A 15948-nucleotide genomic window follows, 5' to 3' on the forward strand; every position below is an offset into this window, starting at 1 on the left:
GGCATCGCCTGCGGTTGGCTTCTTGCGCGCGACAAAAAATCCCTCGCCGGCCCTCCGCCGCCGAGTTCCCAAACGGTCTCTTATCGCGCCGATGGGCCGAACCCCGCTAGATATTCCGCCAGGCATTCGGGATCGAACACCCGGCCGTCGAAGAAGCGATCCGGCCCCAGCGTCAGCGCGGCCCGGTGTGCGCCGACCCCGGTGGGCGCCGCCACCGCGCCTTCCAGCTTCATGCTCGCGCCCGGCATCGGTTCGCCGCTGCCGCCAAGCGCACGGCGATAGACGTCCGGGCGAAACACCGCCCCGGCCGCCGCTTCCGCCTCGGCGCTCGGCTCCGCCTGGCGCCAGCGGACCAGCTGGGAATAGATCCACAGCGCCTGGCTGCGCCATGGGAAGGCCGTCGCCTCGCGGTGAAACAGCAGGAAATCCGGCTCGTCGATCGCCGGTGCGCCATGCCGGGCGAGCAGGGTACCCGACAGCCCCGCTTCGATCAGGTCGGCCGGTTCGCCGACATAGGCCGGGCGTGCAAGCAGCGCTGCCAGCGCGCCGCGGTTGGCCGGATCGTCGCACCAGCGTGCCGCCTGTGCCAGCGCCAGCAGCAGCCGGTCGACCGTATCGGCATTCGCCTCCATCCAATCGGTGCGCAGCGCCAGCACCTTTTCGACCCCGCGTTGCCAGATGCGCGCGCCGATCGCCACCGCCTCGGCGAGGCCGTGGGCGATCGCGGCGGCCGGCCAGGGATCGCCGGCGATGAAACCGTCGATCTCGCCCAGCCGCATCGCCTCCACCGTCAGCGACGGCGGCAGCACCCGCAGCACCACATCACGGTCGGGATCGATGCCGGCGCTGCCCAGCCAGTAGCGCAGCATCAGCGCATGGCCCGAAAAGCGGTGGACGATGCCGATCACCGGCTTGCGGCGGAACAGCCCGATCGCCGTCGCGAAATCATGGCTCGTGCCCAGCGGATCGGCGAGGCGCGCGGGCAGGTCTGGCTCCAGCGCTGCGGCGAATTCCCCCGACATCACCAGCATGTTGCCGTTGCCGTTGAGCTTGAACGGCGCCGACAGCGCCGCCGGCTGCTGGCTGAGCCCCAGCGTTACCGCCACCGCGAGCGGCGCCAGCATCTGCGCCGCCTGGACCTGGCCATAGACCAGCCGGTCGCGCAGGGTTGCCCAGCTGGTAGTGCGCACCAGCTCCAGATCGATGCCGTTCGCCGCGGCGAAGCCCTGCTCGCGCGCGGCGACCAGGACGGCGCTGTCGGTGAGCGGCAGGAAGGCGGCGCGAACCAGGATCATGCCGCACCCCCGCCGAGCAGGCTGCTCGCGGTGATCAGCGCCTCGGCGACATCGACCAGCCGGCGGCCCTGGTTCATCGCCGTCGTGCGCAGCAGCGCATAGGCATCGGGTTCGTTCAATCCGCGCTGCGCCATCAATATTGCCTTCGCCTTGTCGATCGTCTTGCGGTTGGCGAGCGCGGTGCGGGCCTCGTCCAGTTCGGTCTGCATCCGCGAAAAGGCGGTGAACCGCCGCACCGCAAGTTCCAGGATCGGCTTCACCCGATCCTTGCGCAGGCCATCGACGACATAGGCGGAAACGCCCGCGTCGATCGCCGCGCCGATCATCGAATCATCGGACTGGTCGACGAACATCGCGATCGGCTTGGCCAGCGCGCGGCTGACCAGCAGCATCTCTTCCAGCGTGTCGCGGCTGGGGCTGCCCAGGTCCATCAGCACGACATCGGGTGCCATCCGCTCGATCCGCGCGACGAAGGCGCCGCGCGGTGGCACGAAATGGATATCGTCATAGCCTGCCTCGCGCAGGCCCTCTTCGAGAACCGACGCCCGCGCCCCGCTGTCATCGACAATGACGATCCGCACTTCAGCGCCTTTCGCAGTTGCGAGAGGAACTGGCAGCAAAGCACGAGCGCGTCAAATCGGCGGCGGGCTACGCCTTCGCGCTCAACCGATCGAGGATCGGGCAGTCGGGGCGATCATCGCCCTGGCACCGTTCCGCCAGATCCAGCAGGGTGGCGCGCATGTCTTCCAGGATGCGCGCCTTGCGGCCGAGTTCATCGGCGCGCGCCAGGGCCAGTGCCTTGACGTCGGCGCTCGATCGGCCGCGATCCTGCCACAGGCCGAGCAGGGCGCGAATCTCGTCGATCGGAAAGCCGAGATCGCGGGCATGGGCGACAAAGCGCAGCCGGGCGACATCCGCTTCGGCATAGTCGCGATAGCCGCTGTCGCGGCGGGGCGGCTCCGGGATCAGCCCGATCTTCTCATAGTGGCGGATCATCCGTTGCGAGACGCCGCTGGCCGTGGATGCCTGGCCGATATTCAAAGCTTCGCTCCATTCAGTCTGAGTGCGTTGGTGACCATCGCGAAGGAGGATAGCGCCATCGCCGCGCCGGCGACCATCGGCGATAGCAGGATGCCGGCAACCGGGTACAGCACGCCCGCCGCTATCGGCACGCCGATGCCGTTGAAGCAGAAGGAAAACCACAGGTTCTGCCGGATGTTGCGCATGGTCGCACGGGCCAGCCGCCGGGCGCGCACCAGCGCGGGGGCATCGTTGATGCCGTCGCCCGCCGCCGCAACAGCCCTGATGCTCGTTTCCACTCGTCATCGCATGCCTCCAAGGCGGGCGGATATGGGGACTGGCATCATGTCAGGGTCGAGGCCGAAAACATGGCTTGACCCTGACATGATGTTAAACCCTAGAGCCGTGGCAACGAGCCGAAAGACCAGAGGGCATGATCGCTTCCATCGACCGTCGAGCTTTTCTGCGCGGTGCCACGCTTGGCAGTGGCGGCCTTGCGCTGGCCGGCGCGCTGCCGGCCTGGGCGCTGCCGGGCTCCGCCGGCATTGCCGAGGGGTTGCCGGTGCTTTCGGGAGAAGACATTACCCTGCGCATCGCCCGCACGACGATGCGGATCGATGGCCGGCCGATGCACGCGGTTGCGGTGAACGGCACGGTGCCGGCGCCGCTGATCCGCTTGCGCGAGGGGCAGCAGGTTCGGCTGCGGGTGATGAACGAACTCGACGAGGAGTCCTCGATCCACTGGCACGGGCTGTTGCTGCCGTTCCAGATGGACGGGGTGCCGGGCGTCTCCTTCCCCGGCATCGCGCCGCGCGCTACCTTCACCTATGCCTTTCCGATCGTGCAGGCGGGTACCTATTGGTATCACAGCCATTCGGGGTTCCAGGAGCAGGATGGGCTGTACGGCCCGATCGTGATCGATCCCGCCGGAGCCGATCCGGTGCTGTCCGATCGCGAGCATGTCATCGTGCTTTCCGATCACAGCCGACTTTCCGGGCGTGCGATCTTCACGCGGCTCAAGCAGCAGCCGGGCTATTTCAACCGCCAGCGGCAGACGCTGGCCGGCTTGCTGGCGGGCCAGGACCAGCGTGCCGGCGATCGGCGCAAATGGGGGGCGATGCGGATGGATCCCACCGACATCGCCGACGTGACCGGCGCCACCTATCGCTATCTCGTCAACGGTCACGGCCCGCAGGACAACTGGACGGCGCTGTTCCGGCCCGGCGAACGGGTACGGCTGCGCATCATCAACGCCTCGGCGATGACCACCTTCAACCTGCGCATCCCCGGCCTGCCGATGACGGTGGTGCAGGCCGATGGCTTGAATGTGCGGCCGGTGGAGGTGGACGAGTTCCAGTTCGGCCCGGCCGAAACCTATGACGTTATCGTCGTGCCGCGCGAAGACCGCGCCTATACGCTGGTGGGCGAGAGCGTCGATCGTTCGGGTATGGCCCGCGCGACGCTGGCGCCCCGGCCCGGCATGTCCGCGGCGGTGCCGCCGCTGCGCCGCCGCCCGATCGCGACGATGACGGACATGGGCATGGGCGGGATGGACCATGGCGCGATGGACCATGGTGCCATGGCGGGGATGGATCACGCGATGCGCGCCTTTTCCAACGCGCCGACGGTGCGGAAGGGGCCGGGGGTCCAGACCATCGCTCCCATGCCGATCGATCGCACCGGCGCGCCGGGGCAGGGGCTGGATGATGCCGGACACCGGGTGCTCACCTATCGCGACCTGGTGGCGCTGGAGCCCAACCCCGATGCGCGCGCGCCGTCGCGCCAGCTGGAGATCCATCTGACCGGCAACATGGAACGGTACATGTGGGCCTTCGATGGCGAGAAACTGTCGGAGGTGACCGCCCCGATCCCGTTCCGCGCCGGCGAGCGCGTGCGGGTGACGCTGGTCAACGACACGATGATGGGCCATCCCATCCATCTCCACGGCCATTTCTTCGAGCTGGTGACGGGGCATGGCGCCCATAGCCCGCGCAAGCACACCGTGTTGGTGCAGCCTGGCGGCAAGGTCAGCTGGGACGTGACCGCCAACGAAGGCGATTGGGCGTTCCACTGCCACATGCTCTACCACATGGCCGCCGGGATGATGCAGGTCGTGCAGGTTCGCGGCGGGGCAGACGCGGCATGAAGGCGCTGCTATTCGTTGGCGCGGCGGCATTCGGATGGGCGTTCCCCGCCGCGGGCCAGACGATGTCGCATGACCACCATGGCGATATGCCCATGGCTGCACCGTCGTCTCCCGCCAGCCCGGCGGCGGCCGCGCCCGACAGCGATAACGCCAAGGCTGAGGGGCAGGATGCAGCTATGTCACCGAATGGTGGCCAGCATTCCGGGCATGACATACACATGTCACCGATCGGTGACCCTCACGCCGGCCATCATCCGCCCGCACCGCAGGCCGATCCCCATGCCGGCCATCCGATGCCGGCAGATTCCCGGCCCGAAGCCGCCGCGGGAACCGATCTGGCGGCAGGGGATGCGCCGGCCCCGACGCCGCAGCCGGGACTGGCCGCCAGCCGCTTCTGGGGTGCAGAGGCGATGATGGCGGCGAGCCATCATCTGCGCCATCACCATGGCGGGATGACATTCCGCCAGGTGATGCTCAACCTCGCCGAGGTGCAGCTGCGGCGCGGCAAGGACGGCTATCGTTGGGATGGCGAGGCGTGGATTGGCGGCGATATCCACCGGCTCACCCTGAAATCGGAAGGCGAGGGGACGTTCGGCGGCCGCACCGAGACGGCCGAAGTCCAGGCGCTCTACAGCCGGGCGATCGATCCTTATTGGAACCTGCAGGCCGGCGTTCGCCACGATATCCGGCCGGGGCCTTCGCGCACCTATGCCACGATGGGTATCGAGGGACTGGCACCTTATTGGTTCCAGGTCGAAGGCGCGGTGTTCCTTTCCAGCCAGGGAGATGTGCTGGCGCGCGCAGAGGCGTTCTACGACCAGCGCCTGACCCAGAATCTGGTGCTCCAGCCGCGGGCGGAGGCGAATTTCGCGGCGCAGACAGTCCGCGAAACCGGCATCGGCGCAGGCTTGAGCGATCTGGAGCTGGGCATCCGCCTGCGCTACGAGCGCCGCCGGGAATTCGCGCCCTATATCGGGGTTTCGTGGGAGCGGCGGCTTGGCGAAACCGCCCGGATCGCCCGCACGCGCGGCGAGGAGACCGGCGGCTTTTCGTTCGTGGCGGGGGTTCGCACCTGGTTCTGAGACTGGCCGAATCACGTGGAAATGTGGCATCATGCCGGCAGGCCGGCCCCGATGTGCCAGTTTAGTGCTTTTTGTTCCGTGTGTTAGAAAAGTCGAAATTCGGCCTGCTTGCCGCCCCGTTCTCCGGGCTTATATCGCTCGCACTCGCAGCAAAGTTAGCCGAATGTCCTTGCTTCATCGTCCCGATGGCCTGCCCAAAGGCCCCAGCCTGCTGGCATCGATCCACGATGTCGGGCCGCGTTCCGAAGGTGCGGTCGATCAGCTTTCGGAGCTGTTCCTGCGCCATATCGGCGCCCCGCGCTATGCGATGCTGGTGGTGCCCGATCATTGGGGATCGGCGCCGCTGGTGCCGGGCACCCCGTTCGCAACGCGGCTGCGGGGCTGGGCGGACTCGGGTATCGAGATGTTCCTGCACGGCTGGTTCCACCGCGACGTTTCCGAACACGCATCGGCCAGCGCGCGCTTCAAGGCCAAGCATATGACGGCGGGCGAGGGCGAGTTCCTCGGCCTGGACTATGCCACCGCGCGCGACCGGATGGAGCGTGGTCGCGCGCTGGTAGAGGATATCATCGGCCGCCCGGTGACCGGCTTCATCGCACCCGCCTGGCTTTATGGCGACGGCGCCCGCGAAGCGCTGCGCGATCTCGGCTTCGCGCTGGCCGAGGATCATTTCCGGGTCTGGGCGCCGCAGCAGGCGGATCGCGTGCTCGCCAAGGGCCCGGTGATCACCTGGGCCAGCCGCAGCAAAAGCCGGATCGCCTCGTCACTGGCGGTGGCGGCGATCGCCCGCGCGCTGCTGCCCCGCCGCCCGGCGATGCGGCTGGGCGTGCATCCGGGGGACGTGACCGTGCCGGCGCTGCTCACCAGCATCGACAAGACGCTCGGTGCGCTTTCCAAGGGTGGCCGCTTCGGCCAATATCGCGAACTGCTGGAGACGCATTGATGCGCATCCTGGATGTCTGCGCCTTCTACAGCCCCTTTGGGGGTGGCGTGAAAACCTATGTCCGTCGCAAGATGGAGCTCGGCGCCCAATTGGGGCACGAGATCATCATCCTGGCGCCCGGCGAACGCGAAGAGATCATCGAGGAGCGGGACGGCGCCGTGCTGGCGACGATCCCCGCACCGCTGCTGCCGCTGGACCGGCGATATCGCTATTTCGACGATGAGCCGCTGCTGCACGCGGCGCTGGACCGCTGGAAGCCCGATTTCGTGGAGGCATCGTCGCCCTGGCGCAGCGCATCGATGGTGGCGCGGTGGCAGGGGCCGGCGGCCCGCGCGCTGGTGATGCACGCCGATCCGCTGGCGGCCTATGCCTATCGCTGGTTCGGCACGATCGCCAACCGCGAGACGATCGACAAGGGCTTCTCCTCCTTCTGGCAGCACCTCCGCCGGCTGGACGAGGGGTTCGATCTGGTGGTGACGGCAGGGCATGATCTGGCGGCGCGGCTCACCGACGGCGGGCTGTCCAAGATCACGACCATCCCGATGGGCGTGGAGCCGGGCTATTTCAGCCCGAGCCTGCGCGACGAGGCGTTGCGTGCCGAACTGCTGGCAAGCTGTGGCCTCGGCCCGGATGCCACGCTGCTGATCGGCGTGGGCCGGCTGGCGGCCGAGAAGCGCTGGCCGATGGTGATCGAGGCAGCCGAGGCCGCCGCGGCACGCAACCCGATGGGGCTGATCCTGATCGGAACCGGCACGGCGCGCTCCCGCGTAATCGCTGCGATCGGGCGCAATCCCCATGCGCAGCTGTTCGAACCTACCAGCAACCGCGAGCAGCTGGCGCGGGTGCTGGCGAGCGCCGACGCACTGGTCCATGGCTGCGAGGCCGAGACGTTCTGCATGGTGGCCGCGGAGGCGCGGGCCAGCGGCCTGCCGCTGATCGTGCCGGACCAGGGCGGCGCGGCCGATCAGTTCGTCGAGGGGCAGGGAATGCTCTACAAGGCGGCGGATCCGGTGAGCCTGCGCGACGCGCTGGGGCGCTTCGTGGAAACGACGCCGATGTTCCACCGCCTGCGCGCGACTGCCGACGCGCCGTCCACGCGGACGATGGACATGCATTTCGAGGAGCTGTTCGCCAGCTACCGCGCAAGGGCCTATTCGCGGGCGGCCTGAGCCAGCATTCGAACGGTGGGGCAGGAGTACGGGTTCCAAAGGCCGGGCCTGATCCTTCCGCCCGGTCGCGCGGCATCCCATTTCGCCCCCATATTCGCGTGGGTCGCGTGTACCCGCAACGGGGCACCGGGCGACGCCACATCCATCCTCGCTATGGCCGGTCGCGCGCGGGTGCGGTGCCGATTTCCAGGCGCTTCAGAAACTGCGGCAGTGGGCAGCGATGGTCACGCCCTTGATCGCATCCTTCCAGCCGCAACGGCGTCCAGGTCGTGCGGTCGCGGGCGGCGCGGATGTCAGCGGCGCTCTGGCTGCGATACCATAGCCGCACGTCCTTGCCGCCATCCGGCGCAGGCACCAGCGCGATGGCGATGCCGCCGCCGGGTGACGGATCGTTCGCCGCAAAGCCCGGCGCCTGCACCGGTACGCCCAGCACCGCCGCCAGCGCCGCGACATTCGTATCATGGCCGAACAGCAGGTCGATGGCGGGGGCGGCATCCGCAGTCAGGTCGCGCGCGATGCGATCGACGGTCGGCGCCATCTGGAACGCGGCCATATAGGCGGGACGGCTGAACACGTCGAACAGCGCACCGTGAACGGCGCCCAGTGCTGCCAGCTGCGCCGGCGTCGCCCGGCCCCAGCCGACCTTCGCCATCGGCAACCCTTCCAGATATTGCAGCATCAGCACCTGCGCGGTGCCGGACGCGGCGCGGATCGGCCCTTTCAGATCGATGCCATGCCCGTCTTCGGTCGCACGGACCGCGGAGGGCTCAACCGGGCTGCACGGGCCGCTGGGGCAGGCGAGCACCCGTTCCAGCAGCGCGAGGCCAGCCGCGTGCCGCTTCGCAAGCGCGTCGATCCCGCCGGTGTAGCGAAGGATCGATTCCACCGCCTGGCGGGCATCGAAGCTCTTGGGGCGCGCGCCCAGCGGTTCGAAGATCGGATCGTTCTCGCCGATCGGGCGGTGGCCGATGGCGAGGGCGCAGCCCGGCGCGAGGCCGGCGGCATAGGCCTCGCCGCTGGCGATCGTGCGCGGCGAACTGTTGGTCCACAGCCGCAGCGTGGCGGCATCGGGGCATCCCTTGTCGGCGAGCAGGCCCGCCGCCTGGAACCAGCGGCGATCCGCTTTGGCGAGCGCCTGCAGCGCGGCGACGCCATGGGGGGTAACCTGTTCGGCCGGGGCCTCCCAGTGCGGCCAGGGCCGACCGGTGCGGGTGGCGAGCGGCACCTCGCCATCCAGGGGCGAGCGAACGCCGTGGCGCATCAGCAGCACCAGCCGCTCGACTCGCGGCGAGGATTGCGGCGCCGCCTGGGTGGCGACGGGGGTGAGCAGCAGTGCCCAAAGCGCGCAAGCACGGCCAACGGAACGGATTTTCATGGTGAGCGGGCTAGCGGCCGCGAATGAAAGCTATGTGACAAAAAAAGAATACCAATTGTTGAATTGGTATTATCCAATCATCTTCGAAGCTTGCGCTGCAGTGCAGCAATCTTGTCATGCTTTCGCAGTCGAATTGCCACCAACGGGACGCCGGATTGCCGTGCGCTGGCGCTAGCGGGCCGGGCAGCCAGCGGGGACATGCTGGGCAATTGGCAAACAAAGGAAATACCAATGGGACACTGGAACAAGCGCGTTGCGCTTCTCCTGGGCGGGGGCACGGTCGCACTTCTCGCACACAGCCAGGCCTGGGCGGCGACGCCGCGTGAAGATGCCGTCGCCGCTGCGACGGCGGATGCCGACGACCAGTCGCGCGATGGCGAGACGATCGTCGTCACCGGCAAGACCGTGGCGATCAAGAATGCCCAGGACGAACAGGTGAAGAGCGCGTCGCTCGTCACCATCGTTTCCGGCGAGGAACTGCGCGCGCAGCCGCAGCAGAACCTGGCCGACCTGCTGACCCGCCTGCCGGGCCTCAATTCCTCGGTCGACCAGTCGCGCAACGCGGCGGCGACGGGCGAGGCGCAGTATCTTTCGATCCGCGGCCTCGACACTGCCTATAACGCCTATGCGCTCGACGGTGTGCGCCTGGCGCAGACCGATGCGCGCACCCGCGCGATCTCGATGAACCTGCTGTCGCCCTTCGCGCTTTCGGAAGTGCGCGTCGACAAGGCGCCGAACGCCGCGCAGGATGGCGACGCCATCGCCGGCGTGATCGACCTGCGGACCGCGTCGCCCTTCGATTTCGGCGCGCATCACTTCCAGATCCGCGCGCAAGGGCAGATCGCCGGCCGCGCCGCCGCCCGCGACCAGGATCCCTGGGGCGGCACGGTCCAGCTGGAGACCGCGCAGCAGTTCGGCAATCTGGGCATCTTTGCGTCGGGCTATTACGGCAAGAAGAACATCTTCAGCGAGTCCGTGGCTATCCACAAGGACTATACCAAGCAGAACGGCAACCTGCCGGGCGCGCTGCGCGACAACCTCGCCAATGCGGTGCCGGTCGGCGTCGAGTGGAACGTCTTCCAGAACAAGATCGAACGCTTCGGCGGCACGGTGAACCTGGAATGGAAGGGCGACACCACCGATCTCTACGCCCGCACCACCTATGGCGAATATCGCCTGAAGAGCTGGATGGATCAGACTGCGGCGCGCAGCGTGGGCCTCACCGCCGGGCAGACCAACCCCAATGCCGGGAACAAGCTTGGCTCCAACTATGACAGCGCCGGCTATCTGGCGATGTACGGTCTCGGCGGTACCAACTATTTCCGCACCGAGCACAGCAACCAGCGGCTGTTCACCACCAAGATCGGCGGCGAGAGCCGGCTGGGCGACCTGACGCTCGACTATAACGGCGCCTATTCGCGCGGCGCGACCAGCTATCCGCTGCGCATCCAGGCGAAGTGGGGCAGCCCGACCTATATCGGCCCGAACGCGACCGGCCCGGCAAGCTACAAGCTGATCACCAGCCTTGCCGATCGCACCAATCCGCAGGTCGTGCTGAGCGACGATGCGCGCGCGACGATCACCAATCTCGACAATTTCGCCCAGGCCTACACCACCGCGCAGTTCGAGGATTCGTGGGAATCGAAGCTCGAGGGCCGTCTGGACGGCACCTGGAAGTTCGGCGATCGCGGGCTTTCCTCGATCCAGGCAGGCGGCAAGTATGAAGCGTCGAAGCGCTATTCGAACAGCCTCGGCGATGACGGCGCGCTCGAATATGACTTCACCGCCACCGATCCGAACCTCACCAAGCTCACCGCGGTGCCGGGCAAGCGGCTGAACGGCTTCATGAACGACGTACAGGTGCCGTTCTACATCCCCGATCACGCCTGGATCGAGGCGCAGAACGCCAGGCTGTCGCTCGCCAAGCTTCCGGGCATCAATCCGGTGAAGCTGGAAGAGAACCGGCTGGACGGCAAGGAACATCGCGCCAGCGGCTATGTCCTCGCCAATTTCAGCTTCGGCGGCCTCACCGTTACGCCGGGCCTGCGCTTCGAACATAACTGGTTCCAGGGCCGTTACTGGCAGGACAACGGCAAGACCGCGGGCTTCGCCACCAGCGCCCGCAGCTACGACCAGTGGCTGCCGAGCCTGATCGCTTCCTATCGCCCGGGCGAGAATACCGTGTATCGCTTCTCGGTGCGCAAGAGCTATTCGCGCCCCGCATTCGATCTGCTGCTCGGGCCGACCAGCGTCTCGCGCGACGACAGCGGCAAGATCACTTCGATCTTCGTGCCGAACCCGAATCTCGATGCGGTCGAGGCGTGGAACGTCGATACCTCGATCGAGCATAAGGGGGCCGGCACCGACCTGTTCTCGGCGGCGCTGTTCTACAAGCGGCTGAACCATGTGATGTTCTCGACCGGCTCGACCAACGCGACCGGCGACCTGAACGTGTGGAATGCACCGAACAGCCAGCTCTCGCCCGACGGCGTCGAGATCGATACGCTCGATACCAGCGGCAAGGGCAGCGTCTATGGCGTCGAACTGTTCGCGCGGTACAGCCTGAAGGGGCTGACCGGCGTGCTGGACGGGTTGGGCTTCCAGGGCAACGTCACCCTGCAGCGCGCGGACGCCACGGTGTTCGTGTCCAACGCCTATCGCCGCCAGCGTATGCCGGCAGCGCCACAGGTGATGTTCAACACCGAGCTGTTCTGGGTGCATGGCGGGTTCAACGCCGCGCTGAACTACAACTATACCGGCAACAAGCTGTACGACCTGCGCTCGACGCAGCCGGACACCTATATCCAGCCGGTTTCGACGATGAATGCGATCTTCAGCTATACGCTGAACCAGCATCTGACTGCCGGCGTGTCTGTCCAGAACCTGCTGAATGCGCACAGCTATTGGGCGACGGCGGGGGTCGGCAAGGCGCTGCTCTCGGTGGACCGCAAGGGCGGCTATGTCGAGGTGGGCCGCACCTATATGCTGAACCTGTCCTACGCGTTCTAAGCAAAAGGCCGGTCCGCCAAGGGAGGGGAGCGGACCGGCCTATGCACGCAACCAGAGTCTAGGGAATAGGAAGCAAGTCGGTCCGATACGAGGGGATCGGAAAGTATTGGACCGACTTGCAACCATTGGCGCGGCCCGGGGGAAGGCCTGTTCGCCATTACGCCGTTACTGACGGAAGTGCGGGGGGTGTCGCGTCTTCCGTATGACCTCTTCTATGCGATTCGCGCAGCGTTGCGCAGTCGGGAGCTCACCGATCCGGGTTTGCCCTTATCGCGCCGCTTCGCAGGCGGCGACGGCCGCCAGCACCGGTGCGGCCCATTCGGGTCGGCAGATCAGCAGATCAGGAAGGCTGGTGCTCGCCTGGTTGTAGACAATCGGCGATCCGTCGATCCGCGAGGCGTGCAGCCCCGCCGCCAGCGCCACCGCGACCGGCGCACAATTATCCCATTGGTGCTGACCGCCGGAGTGCAGATAGATTTCCGCTTCGCCGCGCACCACTGCCATCGCCTTGGCACCGGCCGATCCCATGCCGACATGCACGGCCCCGATCGATTCGCCCACCTCTGCGCAGAGCCGGCTGGCGCGCGTACGGCTGACCAACATGCGCGGCGGGTGCTGGGCCGGGGCGAGGGGCGGCGGCCTGTCACTGGCAAGCGTCACACCCAGGCGGGGTAGTGCGACCGCGCCCGCTGTCGCTGCCCCATCCACTGCCAGGGCGATGTGGACGGCCCAGTCGTCGCGCCGTTCGGCGAATTCGCGGGTGCCGTCGAGCGGGTCGACGATCCAGATGCGGCGCTGTTCGAGCCGGGAGAGATCGTCCGCCGATTCCTCGGACAGGATCATGTCGTACGGACGCGCCGTACGCAGGCGATCGAGGATCAGGCTGTTCGCCTCCCGGTCCCCGCGCGCGCCGCCGGCGCAATCCGCCTGGATGCGAAGCAGCAAGTCCCCGGCTTCGGTGGCGATGGCGTGCGCGAGCTCGGCGTCGGTCAGTTCGGTGCTCATAGTATCGGCGCCCATGCGCCCATGATCGTCTCTACGATCCGTTCTGCGGCTTCTTCCGGCGTCGTTCGGGTGGTGTCGATGTGGATTTCGGGACTGACGGGCGCTTCATAGGGGCTGGAGATGCCCGTGAAGTTGGCGATCTGGCCTGCCCGCGCCTTGCGGTAGAGGCCCTTCACGTCGCGGTTCTCCGCGACCTCCAGCGGCGTGTCGATGAAGATTTCGAAGAACTCGCCTTCTGGCATCATCGAACGCACCAGCGCCCGCTCGGCGCGGAACGGTGAGATGAAGGCGGTAAGCACGATCAGCCCGGCATCGGTCATCAGCTTGGCGACTTCGCCGATCCGCCGGATATTCTCCACCCGATCCTGATCGGTGAAGCCCAGATCGCGGTTCAAGCCATGGCGGATATTGTCGCCATCGAGCAGGAAGCTGTGCTTGCCCATGGCGTGCAGCCGCTTTTCCACCAGGTTGGCGATCGTCGACTTGCCCGAACCGGACAGGCCGGTGAACCAGAGCAGGCGCGGTTCCTGGTTCTTCTGCTGGGCATGGGCCTCACGCGTGATTTCGATCGTCTGCCAATGCACGTTCTGGGCGCGGCGCAGCGCGAACTGCAACATGCCCGCGGCGACGGTGGCGTTCGTCAGCTTGTCGATCAGGATGAAGCCGCCGAGATCGTGGCTGTCCGCATAGGTTTCGAACACGATGGGCCGATCGGTGGCGATTTCGGCGACGCCGATGTCGTTGAGCGTCAGCGCTTTCACCGCGCCGTGCGCCATCGTGTTCACATCGATCGCATAATCCGGCGCACGTACGACGGCGCTGACCGTCTGGGTGCCCAGCTTCAACCAATAGCTGCGGCCGGGCAACAATTCGGCCGGGTCCATCCAGACGAGCGTCGCCTTGAACTGGTCGGCGGCCTGGGGCGGCGCATCGGCCGCGGCGATCACGTCGCCGCGCGAGCAATCGACCTCGTCGGCGAGCGTGAGGGTGACCGACTCCCCCGCAATCGCGACATCCCGGTCGCCCCCCATCGCCACGATCCGAGCGACACGGCTGGTGCGGCCGGAAGGCAGGATGCGGACCGGATCGCCCGGACGGAGAGTGCCGCTGGTGACGAGCCCCGCGAAGCCGCGGAAGTCGAGGTTCGGGCGGTTGACCCATTGCACCGGCATCCGGAACGGCTTGGCGCGATCTGCCTCGGCATCGACGTCCACCGTTTCCAGATGGTCGAGCAGCACCGGACCGGTGAACCAGGGCATCGCTTCGCTGCGAGTGGTGACGTTGTCGCCGCGAAAGCCCGAGATCGGAATCGGAGTGAATGCCTGGATATCGATCGATCGGGCGAAATCGGCATAGTCGGCGACGATCGCGTCGAACACGCGCTGATCGTAATCGACAAGGTCCATCTTGTTCACCGCCAGCACCAGGTGCCGGATCCCAAGCAGGTGCGCCAGATAGCTGTGCCGCTTCGTCTGGGTGAGCAGGCCCTTGCGCGCGTCGATCAGGATCACCGCGAGATCGGCGGTGGAGGCGCCGGTGACCATGTTGCGGGTATATTGTTCGTGGCCGGGCGTGTCGGCGACGATGAACTTGCGCTTCTCCGTCGCGAAGAAGCGATAGGCGACGTCGATGGTGATGCCCTGCTCGCGCTCGGCGGCGAGGCCGTCGACCAGCAGCGCGAAGTCGATCGCCTGGCCCTGGGTGCCGACGCGCCTGGAATCCTTCTCCAGCGCGGACAGCTGGTCCTCGAAGATCTGCTTCGAATCGTAGAGCAGCCGGCCGATCAGCGTCGACTTGCCGTCATCGACCGAGCCGCAGGTGAGGAAGCGCAGCAGCGATTTGTGCTGGTGCAGTTCGAGATAGGCCGAGATGTCGGAGGCAATCAGCGCGTCGGGGCGATAGGCGGTCATCAGAAGTACCCCTCCTGCTTCTTCTTCTCCATGCTGGCGGCCTGGTCGTGGTCGATCGCGCGGCCCTGGCGCTCGCTGGTGGTGGTGAGCAGCATTTCCTGGATCACGCTTTCCAGCGTGTCCGCCGTGCTCTCCACCGCACCGGTGAGCGGATAGCAGCCGAGCGTGCGGAAGCGGATCGAGCGTTCGACCGGCACTTCGCCGGGCTGCAGCCGGAAGCGCTCGTCATCGACCATCAGCAGCATGCCGTCGCGCTCCACCGTGGGGCGGGGGGCGGCGAAATAGAGCGGCACGATCTCGATGCCCTCGGCGAGGATATACTGCCAGATGTCGAGCTCGGTCCAGTTGGAGAGCGGGAAGACGCGGATGCTCTCGCCCTTGGCCTTGCGGGCGTTGTAGAGCCGCCACAGTTCCGGGCGCTGGTTCTTCGGGTCCCAGCGATGCGTGGACGTGCGGAAGCTGAAGATGCGTTCCTTGGCGCGGCTCTTCTCTTCGTCGCGCCGGGCGCCGCCGAACGCCGCGTCGAATCCATATTTGTCGAGCGCCTGCTTCAACCCTTCCGTCTTCCACAAGTCGGTGTGGAGGCCGCCATGGTCGAACGGATTGATCCCGCGCGCCTTGGCCTCCGGGTTCTGGTGGACGAGCAGTTCCATCCCCGCCGCCGCTGCCGAGCGTTCGCGCAACTCGTACATCGCCTTGAACTTCCAGGTCGTGTCGACATGGAGGAGCGGGAAGGGCGGGGGCGCCGGATAAAAGGCCTTGCGCGCGAGATGGAGCATCACCGCGCTGTCCTTGCCGATCGAATACAGCATCACCGGGCGTTCGGCTTCGGCCACGACTTCGCGCAGGATGTGGATGCTTTCGGCCTCGAGGCGCTGAAGATGCGTCAGCGACGGCGATGAAAGGGTGGCGGAATCCATGATACTCGTTTGCAGCATGAAAGGGCGTGTAAAAAGTCCCCGGCGTGCAAGCGATCTAGTTATTGTTTAGCGCC

Annotated in this window: 12 protein-coding genes and 1 pseudogene; 5 read left to right on the forward strand and 8 right to left on the reverse strand. The window is 66.8% G+C overall.

All coding sequences use genetic code 11. The features are described 5' to 3' along the window. Window positions 1-80: 80 nt before the first annotated feature. The 4 genes and pseudogenes from DD559_RS15750 to DD559_RS15765 form a co-directional block, all read right to left on the reverse strand. Window positions 81-1295 (reverse strand): CmpA/NrtA family ABC transporter substrate-binding protein, encoded by a 1215-nt coding sequence (locus tag DD559_RS15750; RefSeq protein WP_116470023.1) that lies wholly within the window; start codon window positions 1293-1295, stop codon window positions 81-83. Further along, entirely contained in the window at window positions 1292-1876 is a 585-nt protein-coding gene (locus tag DD559_RS15755; RefSeq protein ID WP_116470024.1) for an ANTAR domain-containing response regulator, read from the reverse strand. The genes DD559_RS15750 and DD559_RS15755 overlap by 4 nt, the downstream gene beginning before the upstream one ends. A gap of 67 nt (window positions 1877-1943) precedes the next feature. Next, a complete protein-coding gene (cueR, locus tag DD559_RS15760) occupies window positions 1944-2336 on the reverse strand; it encodes a Cu(I)-responsive transcriptional regulator (RefSeq protein WP_116470025.1) in 393 nt (130 codons plus the stop codon). After that, window positions 2333-2593 (reverse strand): annotated as a pseudogene (locus DD559_RS15765) (haloacid dehalogenase); the annotation flags it as partial. The gene cueR and the pseudogene DD559_RS15765, both read right to left, overlap by 4 nt. Before the next feature lie 155 nt (window positions 2594-2748). On the opposite strand from DD559_RS15765, the gene DD559_RS15770 reads away from it, so the two are divergent. The 4 genes from DD559_RS15770 (at window position 2749) to DD559_RS15785 (ending at window position 7655) form a co-directional block, all read left to right on the forward strand. Beyond that, a complete protein-coding gene (locus DD559_RS15770) occupies window positions 2749-4461 on the forward strand; it encodes a copper resistance system multicopper oxidase (protein WP_116470026.1) in 1713 nt (570 codons plus the stop codon). Then, on the forward strand, window positions 4458-5543 hold the full coding sequence (locus DD559_RS20185) for a copper resistance protein B (RefSeq protein ID WP_116470027.1): 1086 nt from the start codon (window positions 4458-4460) through the stop codon (window positions 5541-5543). The genes DD559_RS15770 and DD559_RS20185 overlap by 4 nt, the downstream gene beginning before the upstream one ends. Window positions 5544-5712: 169 nt before the next feature. Next, window positions 5713-6486, forward strand: a complete 774-nt coding sequence (locus DD559_RS15780; RefSeq protein ID WP_438270412.1) for a DUF2334 domain-containing protein — start codon at window positions 5713-5715, stop codon at window positions 6484-6486. After that, complete coding sequence (locus DD559_RS15785; protein WP_116470029.1) at window positions 6486-7655, forward strand: glycosyltransferase; 1170 nt, start codon at window positions 6486-6488, stop codon at window positions 7653-7655. Before DD559_RS15780 ends, DD559_RS15785 begins: the two co-directional genes overlap by 1 nt. Before the next feature lie 151 nt (window positions 7656-7806). Here DD559_RS15785 and DD559_RS15790 read toward each other — a convergent pair whose 3' ends face one another. Beyond that, window positions 7807-9030 carry a histidine-type phosphatase gene (locus DD559_RS15790; protein ID WP_116470030.1) on the reverse strand — a complete coding sequence of 408 codons (1224 nt, stop codon included), beginning with the start codon at window positions 9028-9030 and terminating at the stop codon, window positions 7807-7809. A 231-nt stretch (window positions 9031-9261) separates the two neighbouring features. On the opposite strand from DD559_RS15790, the gene DD559_RS15795 reads away from it, so the two are divergent. Further along, a complete protein-coding gene (locus DD559_RS15795; protein WP_116470031.1) occupies window positions 9262-12039 on the forward strand; it encodes a TonB-dependent receptor in 2778 nt (925 codons plus the stop codon). Window positions 12040-12306: 267 nt separating this feature from the next. Here DD559_RS15795 and DD559_RS15800 read toward each other — a convergent pair whose 3' ends face one another. The 3 genes from DD559_RS15800 to cysD are packed head-to-tail and all read right to left on the reverse strand — an operon-like array spanning window position 12307 to window position 15874. Beyond that, window positions 12307-13044 (reverse strand): 3'(2'),5'-bisphosphate nucleotidase CysQ, encoded by a 738-nt coding sequence (locus DD559_RS15800; protein WP_116470032.1) that lies wholly within the window; start codon window positions 13042-13044, stop codon window positions 12307-12309. Further along, window positions 13041-14954, reverse strand: coding sequence for a sulfate adenylyltransferase subunit CysN (gene cysN, locus DD559_RS15805; RefSeq protein WP_116470033.1), 1914 nt, complete (start codon window positions 14952-14954; stop codon window positions 13041-13043). The genes DD559_RS15800 and cysN overlap by 4 nt, the downstream gene beginning before the upstream one ends. Then, the gene (gene cysD, locus DD559_RS15810; RefSeq protein ID WP_116470034.1) at window positions 14954-15874 is read right to left on the reverse strand and encodes a sulfate adenylyltransferase subunit CysD; all 921 of its coding nucleotides are present in this window, start codon (window positions 15872-15874) and stop codon (window positions 14954-14956) included. Before cysD ends, cysN begins: the two co-directional genes overlap by 1 nt. Window positions 15875-15948 lie beyond the last annotated feature (74 nt).

It is taken from the genome of Sphingomonas pokkalii, assembly GCF_003096275.1.
Classification (GTDB): domain Bacteria; phylum Pseudomonadota; class Alphaproteobacteria; order Sphingomonadales; family Sphingomonadaceae; genus Sphingomonas; species Sphingomonas pokkalii.